This is a genomic window from Neomegalonema sp. (assembly GCF_028688855.1).
Classification (GTDB): Bacteria; Pseudomonadota; Alphaproteobacteria; order Rhodobacterales; family Rhodobacteraceae; genus Neomegalonema.
In genome coordinates this window covers 190580-211351 of sequence record NZ_JAQTXI010000004.1, presented here as the reverse complement: position 1 = coordinate 211351, position 20772 = coordinate 190580, and the positions used below count along the sequence as shown (strand labels likewise).

Below are 20772 nucleotides of genomic sequence, written 5' to 3'. Positions count from 1 at the left end.
TCGTCGCCCTCGCGAGCCCGGCCCGCTTCCAGACAGCGGATTCGACGGCAGGGAGGATCTCGACGGCGCGCGCAACCTTCATGCGCGTCGCTCCGGCATGCTCCGCATCCTGACGAATCCGCCTCTCCGAAGCAAGGCCTCCCGACAAGCACGATGAGGCCCGCCAAGGGCCCATTCCGTCGTCAAGCGAAGAGCAGATCGAGAAAGGCGTCGTCAGATGACCAGAATCTTGAACGGACAGGATTTGATCGATGCGGGCGCGCGTTCGGGCGCGTGGTTCAAGGCGGCGCTGGCCGCAGGCGATGCGGCGCTCGGGCGGGGGGCCTCCTTCGAGGAGGCGCTGGCTCTGGCCCTGAGCTTCCAGCCCCCCCTGCCGTCGACGCTCCCCCTGAGCGCGCCGGGAGAGCTTCCCTTCCACGTCAACCTCTACCCCGACACCCCGGAGGAGGAGGAGAACGCCGCCGCCGTGAAGCGCGCCATGAGGACGCTGATGCGCACGCCCATGGTGCGGGCGGGGGCCGTCATGCCGGACGCCTGCCCCACGGGCGTCGAGGGCTCGATTCCGGTGGGCGGGGTGGTCCTCTCGGAGGCGATCCATCCGGGCATGCATTCGGCGGACGTCTGCTGCTCGGTGATGATGACCATCTTCCGCGAGGTCGATCCCGCGCCCCTGCTGGAGGCCATCCAGGCCGTGACCCATTTCGGGCCCGGCGGACGCGCCCCCGGCGACCAGATCCAGCCGGAAGCGGGCCTGCTCGCGCGCTTCGCGGAGAACGCCTTCCTGAAGGATCAGACCCGGATCGCGACCGAGCATTTCGGCACGCAGGGCGACGGGAACCACTTCGCCTATGTGGGGCGTCTGGCCTCCTCGGGCGAGACGGTCCTCGTGACGCATCACGGCTCGCGCGGGCCGGGGGCCCGGCTCTTCGCGCGCGGCATGGAGGCCGCCGAGCGTCATCGTCAGCGGCTCTCGCCGGAGACCCTGCCGGTCAACGCCTGGATTCCCCCCGACACCAGGGAAGGCGACGCCTATTGGGAGGCGCTCCAGATCCTGCGCGCCTGGACGAAGGCGAATCACGAGATCCTCCATGAGCGCGCGGCGGCGCGGGTCGGCGCGCAGCGGGTCTGGCGCTTCTGGAACGAACACAACTTCGTGTTCCGCCGCTCCGACGGGCTCTTCGCCCACGCCAAGGGGGCGACTCCGGCCTTCGACGGCTGGGCCGAGGACGCCACCGAACTGACGCTGATTCCGCTCAACATGGCGCAGCCGATCCTCATCGCGCGGGGCCGCAACGCGCCGAACGGCCTCGGCTTCTCGCCGCATGGAGCGGGGCGCAACCTCTCGCGCACGGCGCATCGGCGCAAGATGGAGGGCCGCGCGCCCGAGGAGGTCTTCGCCGAGGAGACGCGCGGAATCGACGCGCGTTTCTTCTCGGGCGCCATCGACCTCTCCGAACTGCCGAGCGCCTACAAGGACGTCGGCTCGCTGCGCCGCCACATCGAGGCCTACGACCTCGCGGAGATCGTGGACCAGGTGCTGCCCTACGGCTGCGTCATGGCGGGCGACGCGGGCGAACCCTTCTGGCGCCACAAGAAGAAGGCGGAGCCCGTCCTCGCCTGAGGGCGCCGCCGCGCAAGAGGAAGGCCGCCCTGCGCCCGGATCGGGGGCGGAGCGGCCTTTTTCCTTTTTCCTTGCCCGCATCGGTCTTTGGAGTAGGAAGAGGGCGCGCCGCTCCGGAAGCGAGCGCCGAGGAGGACTCCATGCGGTATGACGTGCGCCTCTCCATCATCTACGAATATCCCCGCGCCGCCGAGACGGGCCGCCACCTGCTCTGTCTGACGCCGCCGAACCTGCCGGGCGAACAGACGGTCGTCGCGAGCCGGCTGAAGATCGACCCGCGCCCGGACGAGCGTCTGGAGCGGCGCGACTTCTTTCAGAACCCCATCGTCGAGGTGGCCTTCTACGAGCCTCTGGAGCGCAGCGAATTCCTCATGCTGGCGCGGATCGAGAGGCACGCCCGGCTGAAGCCTCTGGACCTCTCGCCGCCGCTGGAGCGGCTGGAAGGCGAGATCGCGGGCCACGCCGGAGTCGAGCCCGAAGCGCCGCATCATTTCCTCGCGCCCTCGCCGCGAGCCCCCGTCGAGCCGCTGATCGCGCAATGGGCCGCCGGTCTGGCCAAGGGGAAGAAGAGCGTCTACGAGATCGCCATCGCTCTGGGCGAAGCCATCTACAACCAGATGGCCTATGATCCCGAGGCCACCGAAGTCGACACGCCGGTCTCGGTGGCCTTCGCGGCCAGACGCGGCGTCTGTCAGGACTTCAGCCACATCATGATCGTGGCCTTGCGCTCGCTGCGGATTCCGGCGGCCTACGTCTCGGGCTTCCTCAGGACGATCCCGCCGCCCGGCGTCGAGCGTCTGGAGGGTTCGGACGCCATGCACGCCTGGGTGAGGGTCTGGTGCGGCCGCGAGATGGGATGGATCGAATATGATCCCACCAACGCCCTGAACGTCGGGACGGATCACATCGTGATCGCCCGGGGCCGCGATTACGACGACGTGGCGCCGGTGCGCGGCGTCATGCGCATGGCCGGAGAGCAGCGCACCGAACAGGGCGTGGACGTGATTCCGCTGGATTAAGCTCTCAGTGAAGATTTCGATAAGCGGAGCGCATAAGGATTTCCTTATGCGACGGTTGAGTTCGCTCCTGCGAAATGCTAGGGCGGGGCGAATTCGTCGCCGGAATCCGCCGCCGGACTTCGTCGCCGAGACCCGAATCCGCGCCCCCTTGCGGGAGGCCGCGCAGGAGACCGCTCCATGACCGACCATGTCGTCGCCGACCTCAGCCTCGCCGATTGGGGCCGCAAGGAAATCTCGATCGCCGAAAGCGAGATGCCCGGCCTCATGGCCAGCCGCGCCGAATTCGGGCCGGTTCAGGCGCTGAAGGGCGCGCGGATCGCCGGATGCCTGCACATGACCATCCAGACCGCCGTGCTGATCGAGACGCTTCAGGCGCTCGGGGCGGAGGTGCGCTGGTCCTCCTGCAACATCTTCTCGACGCAGGATCATGCGGCGGCGGCCATCGCGGCGGCGGGGACTCCGGTCTTCGCGGTGAAGGGCGAGACGCTCGAAGAATACTGGTCCTATGTGGACCGCATCTTCGACTGGCCGAACGGCGAGACGGCCAATCTCATCCTCGACGACGGCGGCGACGCCACCATCTACATCCTCTACGGCGCGCGGATCGAGGCGGGCGAAAAGCTCCTCGACAAGCCCGCCAATGAAGAAGAGGAAGTCCTCAAGGCGCAGATTCTGAAACGGATCAAGGCTGCGCCCGGCTGGTTCGCCAGAGTGCGCGCGGGGCTGAAGGGCGTCTCCGAGGAGACCACCACCGGCGTTCACCGGCTCTATCAGCTGGCGGCGAAGGGGCAGCTTCCCTTCCCGGCGATCAACGTCAACGACAGCGTGACGAAATCCAAGTTCGACAATCTCTACGGCTGCCGCGAGAGCCTCGTGGACGGCCTGCGCCGCGCCACCGACGTCATGATCGCGGGCAAGGTGGCGGTGGTCGCGGGCTTCGGCGACGTGGGCAAGGGCTCGGCGATGTCGCTGCGGGCCTCGGGCGCGCGGGTGCTCATCACCGAGATCGACCCCATCTGCGCGCTTCAGGCGGCGCTCGAAGGCTATGAAGTGGTGACCATGGAGGAGGCCGCTCCTCTGGGCGACATCTTCGTGACCGCCACCGGCAACGCCGACATCATCACGCTCGACCACATGCGCGCCATGAAGGATCGGGCCATCGTCTCGAACATCGGCCATTTCGACGCCGAGATTCAGGTCGCGGCCTTGCGCAATCTCGAATGGCGCAACGTCAAGCCGCAGGTGGACGAGGTCGTCTTCCCCGGCGGCAAGCGGATCATCCTGCTGGCTCAGGGACGCCTCGTGAATCTGGGCTGCGCGACGGGGCATCCGAGCTTCGTCATGTCGGCGAGCTTCACCAACCAGACCCTCGCGCAGATCGAGCTCTGGACGCGCGGCGAGGCCTATGAAAACCGCGTCTACGTCCTGCCCAAGACTCTGGACGAGAAGGTGGCGCGGCTGCATCTGGAGAAGCTCGGCGTGAAGCTGACCGTGCTGTCCCCCGAGCAGGCGGCCTATATCGGCGTGCCCGCCGAAGGCCCCTTCAAGCCCGATCATTATCGCTATTGATCCCTCCTGCGGAGCGCGTCATGCGGAAAGACTTCCTCTTCACCTCGGAATCCGTCTCCGAGGGCCATCCGGACAAGATCTGCGACCAGATCGCGGATTCGATCATCGACGTGGTCCTCGCCCGCGAGCCCGAGGCCCGCACGGCCATCGAGGTCGCGGCGACCACCAACCATGTGGTGTTGCTCGGCGAGGTCCGCGCCCAGGTCAAGCGCGAGGAGATGATCGCCACCGCCCGCGAGACCATCCGCGACATCGGCTACGAGCAGAAGGGCTTCCACTGGGACAGCTGCCAGATCGAATGCCTCGTGCATCAGCAATCGGCGGACATCGCCCAGGGCGTGGATTCCAGCGGCTCCAAGGATGAAGGCGCGGGCGATCAGGGCATCATGTTCGGCTACGCCGTCGACGAGACGCCCGAACTCATGCCCGCCCCGATCCTCTACGCCCACAAGATGCTCCGGCTGCTCTCCGAGGCCCGGCGCGACGGTTCGGCGGCGGTGCTCGGGCCGGACGCGAAAAGCCAGCTCACGGTCGAATATCGCGACGGAAAGCCCGTGCGGGCGCACACCATCGTGCTCTCGACGCAGCATCTCGACGAGGACATGACCTCCGCCGACGTGCGGGCGGTGATCGAGCCTTACGTCCGCAAGGCCCTGCCGGAAGGCTGGATCGATCCGGGCACCGTCTGGCATGTGAATCCGACGGGGCGTTTCGTCATCGGCGGGCCCGACGGAGACGCGGGCCTGACCGGCCGCAAGATCATCGTCGACACCTATGGCGGCGCGGCGCCTCATGGGGGCGGAGCCTTCTCGGGCAAGGATCCGACCAAGGTGGACCGCTCCGCCGCCTACGCCGCGCGCTATGTGGCCAAGAACGTGGTGGCGGCGGGTCTGGCGCGACGCTGCCTCGTGCAGCTCGCCTACGCCATCGGCGTGGCCGAACCCTTGTCGATCTACGTCGACGACTTCGGCACCGGCGAAGTCCCGCCCGAGAAGATCGAGGCGGCGATCCGCGCGGCCATGCCGCTGACGCCGCGCGGGATCCGCACCCATCTGGGGCTGAACCGGCCGATCTACCGGCGCACGGCGGCTTACGGTCATTTCGGCCGCACGCCGGATGCGGACGGCGGCTTCTCCTGGGAGAAGACCGACCTCGCCGAGGCGCTGCGCAAGGCGGTCTGAATCCGCCTTCCGGAAGCAGGAAAAGGCCCGCAGCGATGCGGGCCTTTCGCTTTCCGGACATATGCGCCGGACGCAAAACCTCAGGCGATCAAATCGCTTCGTCCGGCGCGGCGCCGGAGCTAGCTTGCTCTCAAGGCGTCTCGAACGGTCCTCCCCCGAACAGCGCGCCGCCTCCGCCCTTTCTGGCGACGCTCCCCCGGCGCCATGTCTGGCGGAGCTTCCGAAGACGAGAACGGCGGAAGCCGAAGACGCCGCAGCCCGCCTGCGGCGTCTTCCAGCTTCGCGTCGGGGCTCGAAAAAGGAGCGCGCGGAGGAGAGGGCGATCTCGTCGCGCGCGCCCACAAGACCGAAGATCAGGCTTCGGCCTTCTCGCGACGCGAAAGCCATTCCTGCGTCGAGGGGGTGGCGGCGTAGGCGAAGCCGATGGCCGCCATGGAGGCCGCATGGGCCTGAGCGGCGGGGACGACCTGTCCGCCGAACTCTAGATCCCGCGTGGCGACGGCGTCATGGACGACGGTCGTCTCGTAGCCGAAATCGGCGGCGGCGCGGGCGGTTCCCTCGATGCACATGTGGCTCATCGCGCCCACGATCACGACCTTCTTCACGCCCGCGGCGTCGAGACGGGCCTTCAGGTCGGTGTCGCGGAAAGCGTTGATCTGGTGCTTGACGACCACCGCCTCGCCGGGGCGCGCGGCGACGCTGGCGTGGATGTCCGCGCCTGCGGAGCCCGGCGCGAAGAAGGGCGCTTCGGCGGTGGGGAATTCATGACGCACATGCACGACCAGATCTCCGGCGGCGCGGGCGGCCTCCAGAACGCGGGCCGCGTTGGCGGCGGCGGCTTCGATCCCGGAGAGGGTGAATCTGCCTCCGGGGAAATAATCGTTCTGGATATCCACGACGACGAGGGCGCGATCGCTCATGCGAGTCCTCCATATTTAGTCTTGTTACGGTCCATCGAGATTGCAGGCTCGCCTGCGAGGGCCCAGGATGCAACCGGTGAAAGCGACAAAAAGCGGGGCGAAAGCGACAAATGACGCAAGCTTCTCCCCATGGCTCCCCGACCGGACCTCCGGAGATCGCGATTCTGGTCTATCCCGGGGCTCAGGCCGCAGCCGTGCAGGGTCTGACGGATCTGTTTCTCGTGGCCGATCTTCTGGCCCGCGAAAGGCGCGAGACCGCGCCCGAAGCGGGGCCTCTGCTGCGCGTGACCCACCTCGCCCGCGCCGAGGAGGGCGAAGAACCCGGGGCCTGCGGCGCGCGGCGCGTCTTCGACACGGCGCCCGAAGCGCGGCGCAATCCGGCGCCTGCGGTGGTGATCCTGCCGCCGAGCCTCGGCGAGCCGCCCACGGCCGAGACCCTCGGCGGACTGATGGAGCATCTGGCGCGCAGCCATGCGGCGGGTTCGGCTCTGGCTTCGGTCTGCGCGGGGGCCTTCGGGCTGGCCGAGACGGGGCTTCTCGACGGGCGGCGCGCGACCACGCACTGGATCTACGCCGAGCGTTTCGCGGCGCGCTATCCGAAGATCCGGGTGGAGGCCGAGCGCCTCCTCATCGACGACGGCGACGTGATCACGGCCGGAGGGCTCATGTCCTGGACGGACCTCGGGCTGCGTCTGGTGGAGCGGCTGCTCGGCTCGGCGGCCATGCGCGAGACGGCGCGCTTTCTGCTGGTGGATCCTCCGGGCCGCGAGCAGGCCCCTTACAGCGCCTTCGCGCCGCGTCTGGACCATGGCGACGCGGCGATTCTGGGCGTCCAGCGCTGGCTGCGCCGCCCCGAGGCCCGCGAAGCCGACGTGGCGGCCATGTCCGCGCGGGCGGGGCTGGAGACGCGCACCTTCCTGAGGCGCTTCCGCAAGGCCACGGGCCTGCGTCCGACGGAATATCGCCAGCGTCTGCGGGTGGAGGAGGCGCGCGAGAGTCTGGAGGCCACGGCCCGTCCCATCGCGCAGATCGCCCATGAGGTGGGTTACGAGGACGCGGGCGCCTTCCGCCGGGTCTTCGCGCGGATGACCGGCCTTGCGCCGGGCGATTACCGCAAGCGATTCGGCCGGGCGGGCTAGGATCAGGCGCCGCGCCGGGTCGACTTGCGGCGGCTTCCGGGCCAGGATGCGCGCAGTCCGCCGGCGCAGGCCCGGCGTCAGGAGAAAGGCAGGCCTTCCGTGAGCGCGCAGACCGTCATGACTCTGGAGGCGCTTCAGGCGCTGGTCGAGGAGATCCTCGACAAGGCGGGCGCGAGCCCTCGGGCGGCGGGAGCCGTCGCGCGGACCATCGTGGCGGGGGAAAGAGACGGATGCGCCGCTCATGGCCTCTACCGGATCGAAGGCTGTCTGCGCACGATCAAGGCGGGCAAGGTCGATCCGCGCGCCGAGCCGAGCCTCGCCGACGACGGATCGGCGATCCTGCGCGTGGAGGCGAAAGGCGGATTCTCCGGCCCGGCCTTCGAACTGGGCGCGCCGGTTCTGGCGGCCCGCGCCCGTGAGCTGGGACTCGCGGCGCTGGTCCTCAACGACTGCACGCATTTCTCGGCGCTCTGGCCCGAGGTCGAGGTCTTGACCGACATGGGGCTGGCGGCTCTGGCGCTCTGCCCGAGCTACGCGGTGGTTGCGCCGAGCGGAGGAATCCGGCCGCTTCTGGGCACGAATCCCCTGGCCTTCGGCTGGCCGCGTCGGGGCGGGCCGCCCTACGTCTTCGATTTCGCGACCTCGGCGGCGGCGCGCGGAGAGGTCGAGCTCCGCCGCCGCGCGGGCGAGCCTCTGCCGGAGGGCTGGGCTCTGGACTCCGGAGGCGCCCCCACCACCGATCCGGAGAAGGCGCTCGAAGGGGCCATGCTGCCCTTCGGCGGACACAAGGGCTCGGCTCTGGCGACCATGATCGAGCTGCTGGCCGGGAGCATGATCGGCGACCGCACCAGCGCGGAGGCTCTGGAGCATCTGGGCGCGACGAATCTTGCGCCCCAGCATGGCGAACTGATCCTCGCCTTCGACCCTGAGCGCTTCGCGGCGGGGCGTCCCGGAGATCCCTTCGCGCGGGCGGAGATCCTCTTCGAGGCGATCCTCGGACAGGGCGCGCGCCTGCCGTCGCAGAGGCGCTTCACGGTGCGGGCGCGGACTCTGGCCGAGGGCGTCCGCCTCTCCGCGCAGGAGACGGAGAGGCTGGAGCGGATGCGCCGCCTCGGACTCGACGCCCTGGGCTAGGCCGTCGCGGCGTGGCGCGCGATGCGCCAGCCGAAGACCATCGCCGGACCTATGGTCGTGCCGGGGCCGGGATAGGTCCCCCGGAAGATCGAACTGGCGTCGTTGCCGCAGGCGTAGAGTCCGGGGATGACCTGGCCTGCGGCGTCCAGAACGGCGCCGTTCGGGTCGATGCGCAGGCCGCCGCTGCTCGCCAGATCCACCGGGACCACCTTCAGCGCGTAGAAGGGCCCCGTCGCGGAGATGGGGCCGAGGCAGGGATTGCCCTTGACTTCGGGATCTCCGTTGAAGCGGTTCATGGCGGAGGTCCCGCGCCCGAAATCGCGGTCCAGGCCTTCGGCGGCGAAGCGGTTGTTGGCCGCGACGCTCTCCGCGAGGCCCCGGGGATCGACGCCCACCGCCTGCGCCAGAGCCTCCAGCGTGGCGCCGCGCGTGAGGTAGCCCGCCCGCAGCAGCCGGTTCAGCCCGCGTCCGCCGGGCAGCACGAGGCCCAGGCCGTAACGACGGACGAAGGCGTCGTCCACGATCAGCCAGGCCTCCTTGAGTCCGGCGCCGATCATGCCCGTGCAGAAATCATGATAGCTGTCGGATTCGTTCACGAAGCGCCGCCCGTCCGGCCCGACGGCGATCAGGCCCGGCTTGGCGCGGTCGAGCAGGATATGCGGCCAGATGGAGAAGGAGCCGTCCGGCTTCTTCAGCGTCGAGCAGGGCATCCAGAGCCCCGCGCTGTCGCCGCCGTCGTCCAGAGCCGCCCCGAGGCGCTCCGTCGCCAGAGCCACGCCGTCGCCCGAGTTCGTCGCGGGGGCCTGGGAGAAGGGCGCGATCTGAGCCGGAAAGAGCTTGTCGCGCAGGGCCTTGCTCCAGGCGAGTCCGCCCGTGGCCAGCACCACGCCGCGCCGCGCCCGCACGCGCCGCAGGCCCTGAGGGGTCCGGATCGCGGCGCCGACCACCTCGCCTTCCACGCGGATGAAGTCGGCGAGGGGGCTGTCGAACCAGATGGGGACGTTCTTCTGACGCAGGCTGTAGAACAGCCGCCCCACCAGAGCGTTGCCCATGAGGATGCGCGTCCCGCGCGCATGGCCGATCCGGTCGCGGAAATGGCGCAGGACCATCCGCAGCGTGGTCTTGAGATTGGCGAGGCTGGCCAGAGGATTCAGCAGGGCGCCCAGCTCGGCCCGCCCGACCATCATCCCCCCGAGCCCCATGAAGACGTCGCGCGGCGGCCGGACGCGCCTGAAATCCTCGCCGAGCAGCCGCCCGTCGAACTCCACCGGCGCCAGAGCCCGCCCGCCATGGGCCGAGCCGGGACCGTCGAGATAATCCGGATGGGCCGTCGCCGCCACGAAGCGCACTTCGGAATTGCGCTCCAGATCCGCGATGGCTTCGGCGCTCGAAGCGAGGAAGGCGGCGCGCAGATCCTCGCCGCCGCGATTCCCCACCACATGCCGCAGGAACTCCGCCGCATCCTCGGCGCTGTCGGGGACGCCCGCCCTGCGGCTGAGCTCCGTTCCCGGCGCCCAGGTGGTGCCGCCCGAGGTGGCGGTCGTTCCGCCCACCAGGTCGGTCTTCTCGCAGAGCAGGACCTTCAGCCCCGCGATGGCGCCGCTCAGGGCGGCGGTCATGCCGCCCGCGCCCGCGCCGATCACCAGAAGATCGACCTCCTCGTCGAAACCCGCGCCGAAATCCGCAGCCGCCATTCCGATTCCTCCCCTCAGGACATGGCGGGGAAATTGACATGCTCGCGCAAAAAATGGAAGATCATTTCAATATGGAATTTCATTCAATATAAATTCCCCAAGGGAGGGCGCGAAAGGTCATGGACAGGATTCTTCTGGTCGGCGGAACGGGCTTCATCGGCCTGCGGGTCGCGCGGCTTCTGGCGCGTCGCGGCGTGGGGCTGCGGATTCTCGATCTGCCTTCGGCCCTGGCCCGGACGGCGCTTCCTGCGGGAGCCGAGGCGGTCGCGGGCGACGTGACCGATGCGGAAGGCCTGCTGAGAGCGGCTGAAGGCTGTTCGGGGATCGTGCATCTGGCGGGGATCATGACGCTCGACTGCGCCAGAGATCCCGAACGCGCGGTGCGTCTGAACCTGCTGGGGACTCTCAACGTGCTGGAGGCGGCGCGCAGGACCGGCGCCCGGGTGGCCTGGCTCTCGACCGCCGGAGTCTTCGGGCCGGAGGACGCACGGACGCCGCGCCCGATGACCGTCTATGGCGTGACCAAGCTTGCGGCGGAGGGTCTGGCGCGCGTCCATGCGGCGGATCACGGCGTGCCGAGCCTCGGGCTGCGGCCTTACATCGTCTATGGTCCGGGGATCAGCAGCGGGGTCGCGGCGGGGCCTTCCCTCGCCCTGGCGGCGGCCGTGAGGCGCGAGCCTTCGACGATCCGGTTTTCCGGGCGGGTGGGCTTCGTCTATGTGGACGACGTGGCGCGGATGCTCGCGGCCGCGGTCCTCTCGCCGATGGAGGGCGCGCATCTCCTCGTCATGGCGGGAGACACGCGCGAGATGACCGAATTCACGGCGGAGCTGGCCCGCCGGAGCGGCTGGGACGGCGCCCGCGTCGAAGGCCCGCCGCTGCGGATACCCGCCGATCTGGCCTCCGATCCGGTTCCGGCCTGGCTGGGCGCTCAGCCGTCCACCTCCATGGAGGAGGGGGTGGCCGCCGCCCTCGCCGAGCTGCGTCAGTAGGGCAGGCCCACGTAATTCTCGGCGAGGGCGGTCTGCGCGGCGCGCGATCCGGCGAGATACTCCAGTTCGGCGCCCTGCATCCGGGCGAGGAAGGGGCCCTCGGCGGGGAAGCTGTGGAGCAGGCGCGTCATGGACCAGGAAAAGCGCGAGGCCTTCCACACCCGCGCCAGAGCCCTGGCCGAATACGCCTTCAGCGGCTCCTCCTCGCCCGCATGGCGGGCGATCAGCGCCTGAGACAGATACCAGACGTCGGAGGCCGCGAGGTTCAGCCCCTTGGCGCCGGTGGGCGGCACGATGTGCGAGGCGTCGCCCGCGAGGAAGAGCCTGCCCCAGCTCATGGGCTCGGAGATGAAGCTCCGCAGCGGCGCGATGGATTTCTCGATGGAGGGCCCCGTCTCCAGAACCTCCGCGAGGTCGGGCGGCAGACGGCGGCGCAGCTCGGCCCAGAAGGCTTCGTCGCTCCATTCCTCCGGGCTGTCGGTGAGCGGGACCTGGAGATAATGGCGGCTCAGGCGGGCGTTGCGCATCGAGCAGAGCGCGAAGCCGCGTTCATGGCCCGCATAGACGAGCTCCTCCTGAAGGGGCGCGGTGCGCGAGAGGATCCCCAGCCAGCCGAAGGGATAGACATGTTCGAACTGCTGGCGCAGGCGCTCGGGGATGGTGCGGCGGCTGACGCCGTGGAAGCCGTCGCAGCCCGCGACGTAATCGCAATCCACGCGCTGCTCCGCGCCGTTCAGGGTGAAGGTCACATGGGGCGCGTCGCCGTCGACGCCGTGGATCTTCACGCCCTGGGCCTCGTGGATCACCGGAGCCCCGAGGCGGTCGAGTTCGGCGTAGAGGTCGCGCGTGACTTCGGTCTGGCCGTAGATCGTGACGGTCGCGCCGGCGAGGGCGCGGAAATCCACATGGACGCGCCGTCCATGCGAGACGATGAGCGTTCCGTCATGGACCAGCCCTTCGGAGTCGAGCCGCGCGCCGATTCCGGCCTTGCGCAGGATGTCGCAGAGTCCCTGCTCCAGCACGCCCGCCCGGATGCGGGAGAGCACGTGATCGCGGGTGCGCAGTTCGAGCACGACGGCGTCCACCCCCGCCCGACGCAGAAGCAGCGCGAGCAGCAGCCCGGAGGGGCCGCCGCCGATGATGCAGACCTGATGACGCATGACGGTCTTTCCTGATGTTCAGAGCGGCGAGAAGGCGAGGGGGCGCAGGACTTCATGGCGCGCGCCCTCGGGGATCGGCGTGTGCGGGGTCGGATCGGCGCCGCGCGGAAGAAGGGCGAGAGGCCCTTGCGGATCTCCCGAAAGCGGGCGCCAGAGGGCGACGGCCTCTTGCGGCGCGGCGCCATGGATCAGGCCCGCGCAGCGCGTCGCGAAGAGCGGCGCGCCGGGCCTGCGGGCCGGATGGGCCTGCTTGCGGGCGCTCAGGGCCGCGTCGAGAGCGGGCGAAGACCGCTCCAGAGTCAGGAAGCGGTTCCGCTGCTCCTCCACCAGAGCGAAGGCCCTGGGGATGAATCCCCGCGTCCAGCCTTCCTCCTGCGCCAGTCCGGCGCGGCAGGATTCCCGCTCGGCCCAGTCGGCGTAGGACCAGAGGTGGTGGATCACGTTCAGAGCCCCGGTCTCGGCCAGCCAGTAGCCCGTCAGCGGCAGATGGCGCGTGACGAGCGGCAGGCCCTCGTCGGCCAGCAGGGCCAGATATTCCCCCGCCGCGCCGGGCTTGAGGCGGTAGCTTCTCCATTCATGGATCATCGTCGTCCTCCCTGTCCGCGAAACTGGCGGATCGGGGGAGGCGGGGAAATGGACCGGCCGTCGGAAAGATTGGACGATTCCCGTCGAGGCCCGCGCCTCGCGCTCGCCGTGGCGGCTCAGGCCTCGCGCTGGAGCGCCCGCTTGCGGAAGGCGCCGGGCGCGACTCCCACCCGTCGGGCGAAGAAGCGGTTGAAATAGGCGGGATCCTCGAATCCCGTCAGATGGGCCACCTGGGCCACGCTGCTCTCCGTATAGACGAGATAGCGCTTCGCCTCGACGATGAGGCGCTCATGGAGCAGATCCGAGGCGGTCTTTCCCGCGCGGGCCTTGCAGGCGCCGTTGAGCCGGGCGGGCGTCACGGCCAGGGCTCCGGCGTAGAAGGCGAGGGCGCGCTCCTGACGGAAATGGCGCTCCAGCAGGGCGCGATAGCGCAGGACGAGGTCGTGATCGCGATCCGGCGGAGCCTCCGGCGGATGATCCCGGGCGATCGAGAGCCGCAGCAGGATGACCAGAATCCGCATGAACTGCGCCATGATCGCCGCGCGGCGTCCGGGGGCCGACCAGATGAATTCATGATGCAGCCAGTCGAAGCTGTCGATCACGGCGGGGATGTCGAGCCCCATCCCCTCCAGAGGATAGACCGCCGGACGCTCCGCCGCCGCCTTCAGCCTCGGATCCTCGGCGGAGGCCGCCCTCAGGAAGCCGAGGGCCGCCGTGGCCACATAGCCGTCGGTTCCGGGATCGAAGTCGATCTGATGGACCACGCCGGCCGGAATCGCCAGCACGCTGGGCGCCGGAATGACGAGGCGCCGGTCCTCCGCGCCGAGGGCGCCGCCGCCCTCGCGCACGAGCAGGATCTGCGCATGATCGGGATGGGCGTGCGGACGGATCCTCCAGTCGTTCGGTCCGCTGCGGTCGCGGATCGGCTCGACGTGCAGGAAGTCCAGCTCGACGTCCGCGCCCTGATCTCCATAGAGATAATAATGCGGAACCCCGCCCGACGACGTCGGCTCTCCCATCCGCGCCCTCCCGGATTCTCCTGCGGAAATAGTGCAAGATTTGCGCGGCTGCGTCCATTGGTTCGCCGGAGCCCTCCCTTTAGCAAGGCTCAGGGAAAATGCTCAGGGAGGATCGAATGGGCGCGGCGGACGACTGCGACGTTCTGGTGATCGGCTCCGGCGCCGGAGGCCTGGCGACCGCGATCACGGCGAAGAAACACGGGCTTTCGGTCCTCGTGATCGAGAAGGAGCCGGTCTTCGGCGGCACGACGGCCTTTTCCGGCGGCGTGCTCTGGATTCCGGGCAATCGCCACGGCGAGGCCGGCAACCCCGCCGACACGCGCGAGGCCGCGCGGACCTATCTTCAGGCCGAGACGGGGAATTTCTACGCGCCCGAGGCGGTCGAGGCCTTCCTTGAGGCCGGGCCGCGCATGCTCGACTGGTTCGAGCGCGAAACCTCGGTGAAATTCGTCCCGACGCTCTATCCCGATTATCACCCGACGAAGCCGGGCGGCGTGGACGTGGGGCGCTCGGTGCTGGCGGCGCCCTTCGACAGCAGCGTCCTCGGGGCCAATCTCAAGCGCCTGCGCCCACCGCTGAGCACCATCACCTTCATGGGGATGATGTTCAATTCCTCCAACGCCGACATCAAGCATTTCTTCAACGCGACGAAATCGGCGACCTCCTTCGCCTATGTGCTCAGGCGCCTGGCCTCCCACGCCCTGGAGGCCGCCCGCCACGGACGCGGCGTGCAGGTGACCAGCGGCAACGCCCTTGCGGCGCGTCTGGCGAAAAGCTGCTTCGATCTCGGGATTCCCATCCTGACCGAAACCCCCGCCCTGCGCCTGATCCGGGAGGAAGGCCGCGTGACCGGCGCCGAAGTCGGCGGGGCGACGCCGCGCCGGATCCTCGCGCGCAAGGGCGTGGTGCTGGCCTGCGGCGGCTACGCCCAGGATCTCGCGCGGCGGGCGCAGGTCTACGCCCATCTCAAGGCGGGGGGCGCGCATGTCTCGCCCGTGCCCTCGGGCAATACGGGCGACGGAATCCGGCTCGGCGAGGAGGTCGGCGGCGCCTTCGACGCGGAGTTCCCTCAGCCCGCCGCCTGGATGCCCGTCAGCCGCGTGCCGGGACGCGGGGTCTTTCCGCATCTCCTCGACCGCTACAAGCCGGGGATGATCGCGGTGCTGTCGAACGGCCGTCGCTTCGTCAACGAGAGCGAGAGCTATCATGACGTGGGCGAGGCCATGGCCGCTTCCGGCGAGGCCTCCGCCTGGCTGATCTGCGACCGCCGGACCATCCGCAAATATGGCCTCGGCCACGCCAAGCCCGCGCCCATGCCTTTGGCGCTCTGGACCCGCACGGGCTATCTGAAGACCGGCGCGACGCTGGAGGATCTCGCCCGCGCCTGCGGAATCGACGCCGCCGGGCTCAAGGCGACCGTGGAGGCCTACAACCGCGGCGCCCGCGAAGGCCGCGACGAGCAGTTCCATCGCGGCGAGACCTCCTTCAACCGCTATCTCGCCGATCCCGGACACAAGCCCAATCCCTGCGTGGCGCCGGTCGGGCAGGGGCCCTTCTACGCGGTGAAGATGGAGATGGGCGACCTCGGCACCTTCGACGGACTCAAGACCACCGCGCCGGGCGAGGTTCTGGATCGTCAGGGCGACGTGATTCCGGGGCTCTTCGCGGTGGGCAACGACCGCGCCTCGATCATGGGCGGCAATTACCCGGGAGCGGGCATCACGCTCGGCCCGGCGATGACCTTCGGCTGGATCACCGGCCGTCATCTGGCGGGAATCGCCCTCGGAGAGGAGACAGCGGCGTGAGCTGGCTTGGATTGAACGCAAAGACCGTCGTGATCACCGGAGCGGGCGGCGGCATCGGCCAGGCCCTGGCGCGGGCCTTCGCGGAGCAGGGCGCGCGGGTCGCGCTGCTCGACCGCGATCTGACGCGCTCGGCGCCTCTGGCGGAGGAGCTGGGCGGAGGCGCCTTCGCGCTGAGCTGCGATCTGGCCGCCCTGGAGCAGGTCGCCGAGGCCGCCCGCCGCGTCGAGGCCGAAGGCGGCGCGGATGTTCTCGTCAACAGCGCCGCGATCCTGCGGCCCGGCGCTCTGGAGTCGGTGTCGGAGGCGGATTGGTCGGCCATGCTGGCGGTGAACCTCACGGGCTATCTGACCGCCGCCCAGGCCTTCGGCAAGGGCATGCTGGCGCGCGGACGCGGCGCGCTGGTCCATGTGGCGAGCATCGCCGGAAGCCAGCCTCAGCCCGCGAGCGGCGCCTATTCGGCCTCCAAGGCGGCGACGCTGATGCTCTCGCGGCAGCTGGCTCATGAATGGGGTCCGCGCGGAGTGCGCTCCAATTGCGTGAGCCCCGGCCTCGTGCTGACGCCCATGTCGGCGGCCTTCTACGCCGATCCCGAGATCAAGGCTCGCCGCGAAGCCATGGTTCCTCTGCGCCGCATCGCTTCTCCGCAGGACATGGCCGACGTGGCGCTCTTCCTCGCTTCGGATCGCGCCGCCTATGTGACGGGTCAGGACGTGGTGGTCGACGGCGGACTGTCGCAAACCCTGATGGGCCTGGTGCCGAGGCCCGGCTATGCGTGACGCCCTCGTGACGGGCGGGGCCGATGGAATCGGCCTCGCCATCGCGCGGCTTCTGGCGGCGCAGGGCTGGCGCGTGACCATCGCCGATCTCGACGGCGAAAAGGCGCGCGCCCGCGCGGCGGAGCTGGGCGACGCCCATCGCGGCCTCGCCTGCGACGTGACGCAGGAGGCTCAGGCCATGGAGGCCGCCGCCTCGGCGCCCTTCGCGGCTCTGGTGAACAACGCGGGCGTCGGCGACAGCCATCTGCCCACGCTGGAGCAGAGCTTCGAGGCCTTCCGCCGGGTGCTGGACGCCAATCTCTCCGGCGCCTTCCTGATGAGCCGCGAGGTCGCGCGCGGGATGCTGGCGCGGGGCGGCGGATCCATCGTCAACCTCTCCTCGATCGCGGGGCTGACCGGCCTGCCCAGACGCAACGCCTATGGCGCGGCCAAGGCGGGGGTGGTCGCCCTGACGCGCTCCATGGCCTGCGAATGGGCGCGGGGCGGCGTGAGGGTCAACGCCGTGGCTCCGGCCTTCGTGGAGACGGCCCTTGTCCGCAAGCTCGCCGAGGCCGGGCGCGTGGATCTGCCGAGCCTGCGCCGCCGGACTCCCATCGGACGGCTCATCGCGGCGGAGGAGGTGGCGGCGGCGGTCGGGTTCCTGCTCTCGGAGGCGGCCTCCGGCGTGACGGGCGCCATATTGCCGGTGGACGGCGGCTGGACCGCCTTCGGCGATTTCGGCGAGGCCGCGCCCGAAACCTGAAGCCCGAAGCCGCGCCTCTTCCCGCATGAAAAGAGCCCGACGGAGCGATCCGCCGGGCTTTCAGTTCGGGGAGAAGACCTGAAGGCCTCAGGCGGCGTCCTCGATATGTCCGCCGAGGAAGAGCTGACCCACGCGCGGATCGGCCAGCAGCTTGTCGGCCTTGTCGAACATGCGCGTCTGGCCGAGCTCCAGCACCAGCCCGAAGTCGGACATGGCGAGAGCCGCCTTGGCGTTCTGCTCGACCATGAGGATGGTCACGCCCTGATCGCGCAGACGCATGAGGGTCTGGAACACCTCCTGCACGAGGTTCGGCGAGAGCCCGATGGAAGGCTCGTCGATGAGGATCAGCTTCGGATCGAGCAGCAGCGCCCGCGCGATCTCCAGCTGTTTCTGCTGGCCGCCGGACAGCTCGATGGCCTTCTGGTCCTTGCGCTGACGCAGCATGGGGAACTGGTCCATGACCTCCTCCATGCGGCGTCTGACCCTGGTCTGATCCTTCGCGGTGATGCCGCCCAGCTCCAGATTATGCAGCACGGAAAGCTGAGGCACGACGTTGCGCCCTTGCGGCACATAGGTCACGCCGCGGGCGATCATCTCGGCGGGGCGCTTGCGGGTGGTCTCCTCGCCTTCGAGCAGGATCTGGCCCGAATGGATGTTCAGCAGGCCGAAGATCGCCTTGAACACCGTGGACTTCCCCGCGCCGTTGGGGCCGATCACCGTGGTGATCGAGGCCCTGGGGATGGAGAAGCTCGTCCCGTTGAGGATGGTGATGCGGCCGTAGCCTCCGGTGAGTTTCCTGACTTCAAGCATGTCTCAGCCTCCCAGATAGGCGTCGATGACCATCTGGTTCGCCCGGATCTCCTCCGGGCTCCCCTCGGCGATGATCTCGCCTTGCGCCAGCACGATGATGCGCGTGCACAGCGACATGACGAACTCCATGTTGTGCTCGATCACCACGAAGGTGACGCCATGCTCGCGGTTGTAGGTCTGGAGCCGCTCCTTGAGATGCGCGAGCATCGTCAGGTTCACGCCGCCCGCCGGTTCGTCGAGCAGCACGATGCCAGGGCCCGCCATGAAGGCCATGGCCGCGTCGACAAGCTTCTGCTGGCCGTAGGAGAGCGATCCCGCTTCGGTGTCGCGATAGGGCGTGAGGCGGAAGAACTCGATGAGCTGCTCGGCCTTCCGCGTCAGGCCCGCGTCGCCTGCGCCCATCAGCCGCGAGAACATCGAGCCCTCGTGCTCCTGGCCGGAGAGGATGACGTTGTCGAGCACCGTCATCTTCGGGAAGACCGAAAGCTGCTGGAAGGTGCGGCCCACGCCCATCAGGGAAAGCTCGGCCGGACGCACGCCGTCGGTGGACTTCCCGTTGATCTCGCAATGGCCCTCGGTCGGCTTGAGCTGCCCGAGGATGCAGTTGAACAGCGTGGACTTGCCCGAGCCGTTCGGCCCGATCAGCCCGAGGATCTCGCCCTTGCGGACGTCGAAGCTGACGTCGTTCACCGCGCGGATGCCGCCGAAGCGCTTCGAGATGTTGCGCACGGAGAGGATGGGAGCGCTCATAGCTGGAACCCCTTGTCCATGTCGCGGCGCGCCTCGTGTCTGGGCCGCAGCTTGCTCCAGAGCTTCTGCCCGAGTCCGATCAGTCCGTTGGGCGAATAGACCATCAGGATGATCACGAGCAGCGCGTAGATGATGAGATAATAGCCCTCGGTGAAGCGCAGGACCTCCGGCAGCAGGATCACCACCGCCGCGCCGAGCATCGGCCCGAAGAAGAAGCCCGCGCCTCCCACGACCACCATCAGCAGGATCTTCAGCGAATGGTTGAGCGCGAAGCTGTGCGGCTCGATGAACTGCACCAGCGGACTCTGCAAGGCGCCCGCCAGCCCCGCGAAGGCCGAGCCGATGGCGAAGGCGAGCAGCGTCTGACGGCGCACCTTCAGCCCGAGGCTTTCGGCGCGGATGGGGTTCTCGCGCAGGGCCTTGAAGGCGCGTCCCCAGGGCGAGCGCAGGATCCACCACATGATCCCCGCCGCCACGAGGAAGCAGACCAGCGCGAAGTAGTAGAAATTCAGGTTGCCGTCCGTCGAGATCCCGAAGACCGTCGGGCGCTCCATGCCCATCAGGCCGAAGGAGCCGCCGGTGATCTCCTCCTCGTTGCGCAGCACGAGGAACAGCAGCGTGTTGAAGGCCAGCGTCACGAAGGCGAGGAAGTGATGCTGCACCCTCAGGGCCGGATATCCGAGCAGCAGCCCCACCACGAAGGCCGAGCCGATGGAGGACAGCGCCGCCAGGATCCAGGGAACCCCCGCGAGGGTCATCAGCGCGGTGACGTAGGCGCCGATCCCCATGAATCCCGCCTGGGCGAGGCTGATCTGTCCGGCGTAGCCGAGCGTCAGGTTGAGGCCCATGGCCGCGATGGAGAAGAGCAGCCAGGAGGTCAGGGTGTAGACGATGTAGTTGCCCTGTCCGAGGGGCGCGGCGACCAGGGCCGCGATTCCCAGCAGGACCAGGACGATCTGCGTGCGGTTCATACGGAGCGTCCTTCCGGCGTGCCCAGCAGGCCTTGCGGGCGGAAAAGGATGATGGCGATCAGCAGCAGCATCGGCACCGCCGAGCGGTATTGCGCCGAGATGTAGACCGCCGAGAGATTGTCGATCACCCCGATGAGCAGGCCGCCCACCAGAGCGCCGCGGATCTGGTTGAAGCCGCCCACGATGGCCGCGATGAAGGCCACCAGGCCCAGGGTCTCGCCATTGGAGAACTTCGCCAGATAGACCGGCGAGATCAGCACCGAAGCGATGGTCGCCAGAGCCGCGTTGATGAGGAAGGTGTAGAGCACCATCTTCTTCACATCCACGCCGAGGATCTCGGCCACCTGCGGATTCTGGGCCGAAGCCTGCATGCAGCGTCCGGTGCGGGTGCGGCTCAGGAAGAGCTGGAGCCCGAGGATCGCCAGCATGGAGACCAGGAGATTGCCGATGTCCTGCACCGAGACGCTCGCGCCGAGGACGTTGTAGACCTTCTGCGGGAACACCGCCGGAAAGGGCTGGGCCGTCGCGCCGTAGAATTCCTTGACGCTCTCCTTCATCAGCAGGCCGAGCGCGATGGTCGCGATGACCAGCGGCAAGGTCCCATGCGGAAGCATGGGCTCGACGATCAGCTTCTTGAAGGCCAGCCCGAGGATCAGCAGCGACAGGATCAGCGCGAAGAACACCGCCGGCCAGAGCGCCAGGCCGAGGAAATTCATCCCCACCAGCACGAAGAAGGCGGGCAGCATGACGAATTCGCCCTGCGCGAAGTTGATGGTCTGCGACGCCTGCCACAGCAGCGTGAAGCCGACCGCCGCAAGCGCGTAGATGGATCCGGCGGCCAGGCCGGACACGAGAATCTGGATGAGCTCCGCCATGGGGGACCTT

19 protein-coding genes are annotated in these 20772 nt (G+C 68.9%); 10 read left to right on the top strand and 9 right to left on the bottom strand.

Annotated features, from left to right (window positions below):
* Positions 1–217 precede the first annotated feature (217 nt).
* The 4 genes from PHN62_RS04780 (at position 218) to metK (ending at position 5390) form a co-directional block, all read left to right on the top strand.
* Positions 218–1621 (top strand): RtcB family protein, encoded by a 1404-nt coding sequence (locus PHN62_RS04780; protein WP_300147067.1) that lies wholly within the window; start codon positions 218–220, stop codon positions 1619–1621.
* 140 nt (positions 1622–1761) lie between these two features.
* On the top strand, positions 1762–2640 hold the full coding sequence (locus tag PHN62_RS04775; RefSeq protein ID WP_300147065.1) for a transglutaminase family protein: 879 nt from the start codon (positions 1762–1764) through the stop codon (positions 2638–2640).
* Positions 2641–2817: 177 nt separating this feature from the next.
* The gene (gene ahcY / locus PHN62_RS04770) at positions 2818–4209 is read left to right on the top strand and encodes an adenosylhomocysteinase (RefSeq protein ID WP_300147063.1); all 1392 of its coding nucleotides are present in this window, start codon (positions 2818–2820) and stop codon (positions 4207–4209) included.
* A 20-nt stretch (positions 4210–4229) separates the two neighbouring features.
* Positions 4230–5390 (top strand): methionine adenosyltransferase, encoded by a 1161-nt coding sequence (gene metK, locus PHN62_RS04765; RefSeq protein ID WP_300147061.1) that lies wholly within the window; start codon positions 4230–4232, stop codon positions 5388–5390.
* Positions 5391–5743: 353 nt separating this feature from the next.
* Here the strand turns inward: metK and PHN62_RS04760 are convergent, their stop codons facing one another.
* Positions 5744–6310 carry a cysteine hydrolase family protein gene (locus PHN62_RS04760; protein ID WP_300147060.1) on the bottom strand — a complete coding sequence of 189 codons (567 nt, stop codon included), beginning with the start codon at positions 6308–6310 and terminating at the stop codon, positions 5744–5746.
* A 110-nt stretch (positions 6311–6420) separates the two neighbouring features.
* Between PHN62_RS04760 and PHN62_RS04755 the strand changes: the two genes are divergently transcribed.
* Positions 6421–7449: a GlxA family transcriptional regulator gene (locus PHN62_RS04755; RefSeq protein ID WP_300147058.1), complete on the top strand. Its 1029-nt coding sequence runs from the start codon at positions 6421–6423 to the stop codon at positions 7447–7449.
* Positions 7450–7548: 99 nt separating this feature from the next.
* Positions 7549–8583: an Ldh family oxidoreductase gene (locus tag PHN62_RS04750; protein WP_300147054.1), complete on the top strand. Its 1035-nt coding sequence runs from the start codon at positions 7549–7551 to the stop codon at positions 8581–8583.
* Here the strand turns inward: PHN62_RS04750 and PHN62_RS04745 are convergent.
* Positions 8580–10277 (bottom strand): FAD-dependent oxidoreductase, encoded by a 1698-nt coding sequence (locus PHN62_RS04745; protein WP_300147051.1) that lies wholly within the window; start codon positions 10275–10277, stop codon positions 8580–8582. The genes PHN62_RS04750 and PHN62_RS04745 overlap by 4 nt on opposite strands.
* 119 nt (positions 10278–10396) lie before the next feature.
* Between PHN62_RS04745 and PHN62_RS04740 the strand changes: the two genes are divergently transcribed.
* Positions 10397–11269, top strand: a complete 873-nt coding sequence (locus PHN62_RS04740) for an NAD(P)-dependent oxidoreductase (RefSeq protein WP_300147048.1) — start codon at positions 10397–10399, stop codon at positions 11267–11269.
* Here the strand turns inward: PHN62_RS04740 and pobA are convergent.
* From pobA to PHN62_RS04725, 3 genes are all read right to left on the bottom strand, one after another.
* Positions 11263–12429, bottom strand: a complete 1167-nt coding sequence (pobA, locus tag PHN62_RS04735; RefSeq protein WP_300147044.1) for a 4-hydroxybenzoate 3-monooxygenase — start codon at positions 12427–12429, stop codon at positions 11263–11265. The two genes, PHN62_RS04740 and pobA, sit on opposite strands and share 7 nt — an antisense overlap.
* A gap of 18 nt (positions 12430–12447) precedes the next feature.
* The gene (locus PHN62_RS04730; protein WP_300147041.1) at positions 12448–13014 is read right to left on the bottom strand and encodes an NIPSNAP family protein; all 567 of its coding nucleotides are present in this window, start codon (positions 13012–13014) and stop codon (positions 12448–12450) included.
* Positions 13015–13130: 116 nt separating this feature from the next.
* Positions 13131–14033, bottom strand: a complete 903-nt coding sequence (locus tag PHN62_RS04725) for a helix-turn-helix domain-containing protein (RefSeq protein WP_300147038.1) — start codon at positions 14031–14033, stop codon at positions 13131–13133.
* Between the two features lie 116 nt (positions 14034–14149).
* Between PHN62_RS04725 and PHN62_RS04720 the strand changes: the two genes are divergently transcribed.
* From PHN62_RS04720 to PHN62_RS04710, 3 genes are read left to right on the top strand one after another with little or no spacing between them, the layout of a single operon-like run.
* A complete protein-coding gene (locus PHN62_RS04720; RefSeq protein WP_300147036.1) occupies positions 14150–15838 on the top strand; it encodes an FAD-dependent oxidoreductase in 1689 nt (562 codons plus the stop codon).
* A complete protein-coding gene (locus PHN62_RS04715) occupies positions 15835–16614 on the top strand; it encodes an SDR family NAD(P)-dependent oxidoreductase (RefSeq protein ID WP_300147033.1) in 780 nt (259 codons plus the stop codon). Before PHN62_RS04720 ends, PHN62_RS04715 begins: the two co-directional genes overlap by 4 nt.
* Positions 16607–17356, top strand: coding sequence for an SDR family oxidoreductase (locus PHN62_RS04710; protein WP_300147030.1), 750 nt, complete (start codon positions 16607–16609; stop codon positions 17354–17356). Before PHN62_RS04715 ends, PHN62_RS04710 begins: the two co-directional genes overlap by 8 nt.
* Before the next feature lie 87 nt (positions 17357–17443).
* Here the strand turns inward: PHN62_RS04710 and PHN62_RS04705 are convergent, their stop codons facing one another.
* The 4 genes from PHN62_RS04705 to PHN62_RS04690 are packed head-to-tail and all read right to left on the bottom strand — an operon-like array spanning position 17444 to position 20762.
* A complete protein-coding gene (locus tag PHN62_RS04705; protein WP_300147028.1) occupies positions 17444–18166 on the bottom strand; it encodes an ABC transporter ATP-binding protein in 723 nt (240 codons plus the stop codon).
* Positions 18167–18169: 3 nt separating this feature from the next.
* The gene (locus PHN62_RS04700; protein WP_300147025.1) at positions 18170–18916 is read right to left on the bottom strand and encodes an ABC transporter ATP-binding protein; all 747 of its coding nucleotides are present in this window, start codon (positions 18914–18916) and stop codon (positions 18170–18172) included.
* Positions 18913–19887, bottom strand: a complete 975-nt coding sequence (locus PHN62_RS04695) for a branched-chain amino acid ABC transporter permease (RefSeq protein WP_300147023.1) — start codon at positions 19885–19887, stop codon at positions 18913–18915. Before PHN62_RS04695 ends, PHN62_RS04700 begins: the two co-directional genes overlap by 4 nt.
* Positions 19884–20762, bottom strand: coding sequence for a branched-chain amino acid ABC transporter permease (locus tag PHN62_RS04690; RefSeq protein ID WP_300147020.1), 879 nt, complete (start codon positions 20760–20762; stop codon positions 19884–19886). The genes PHN62_RS04695 and PHN62_RS04690 overlap by 4 nt, the downstream gene beginning before the upstream one ends.
* Positions 20763–20772: the final 10 nt, after the last annotated feature.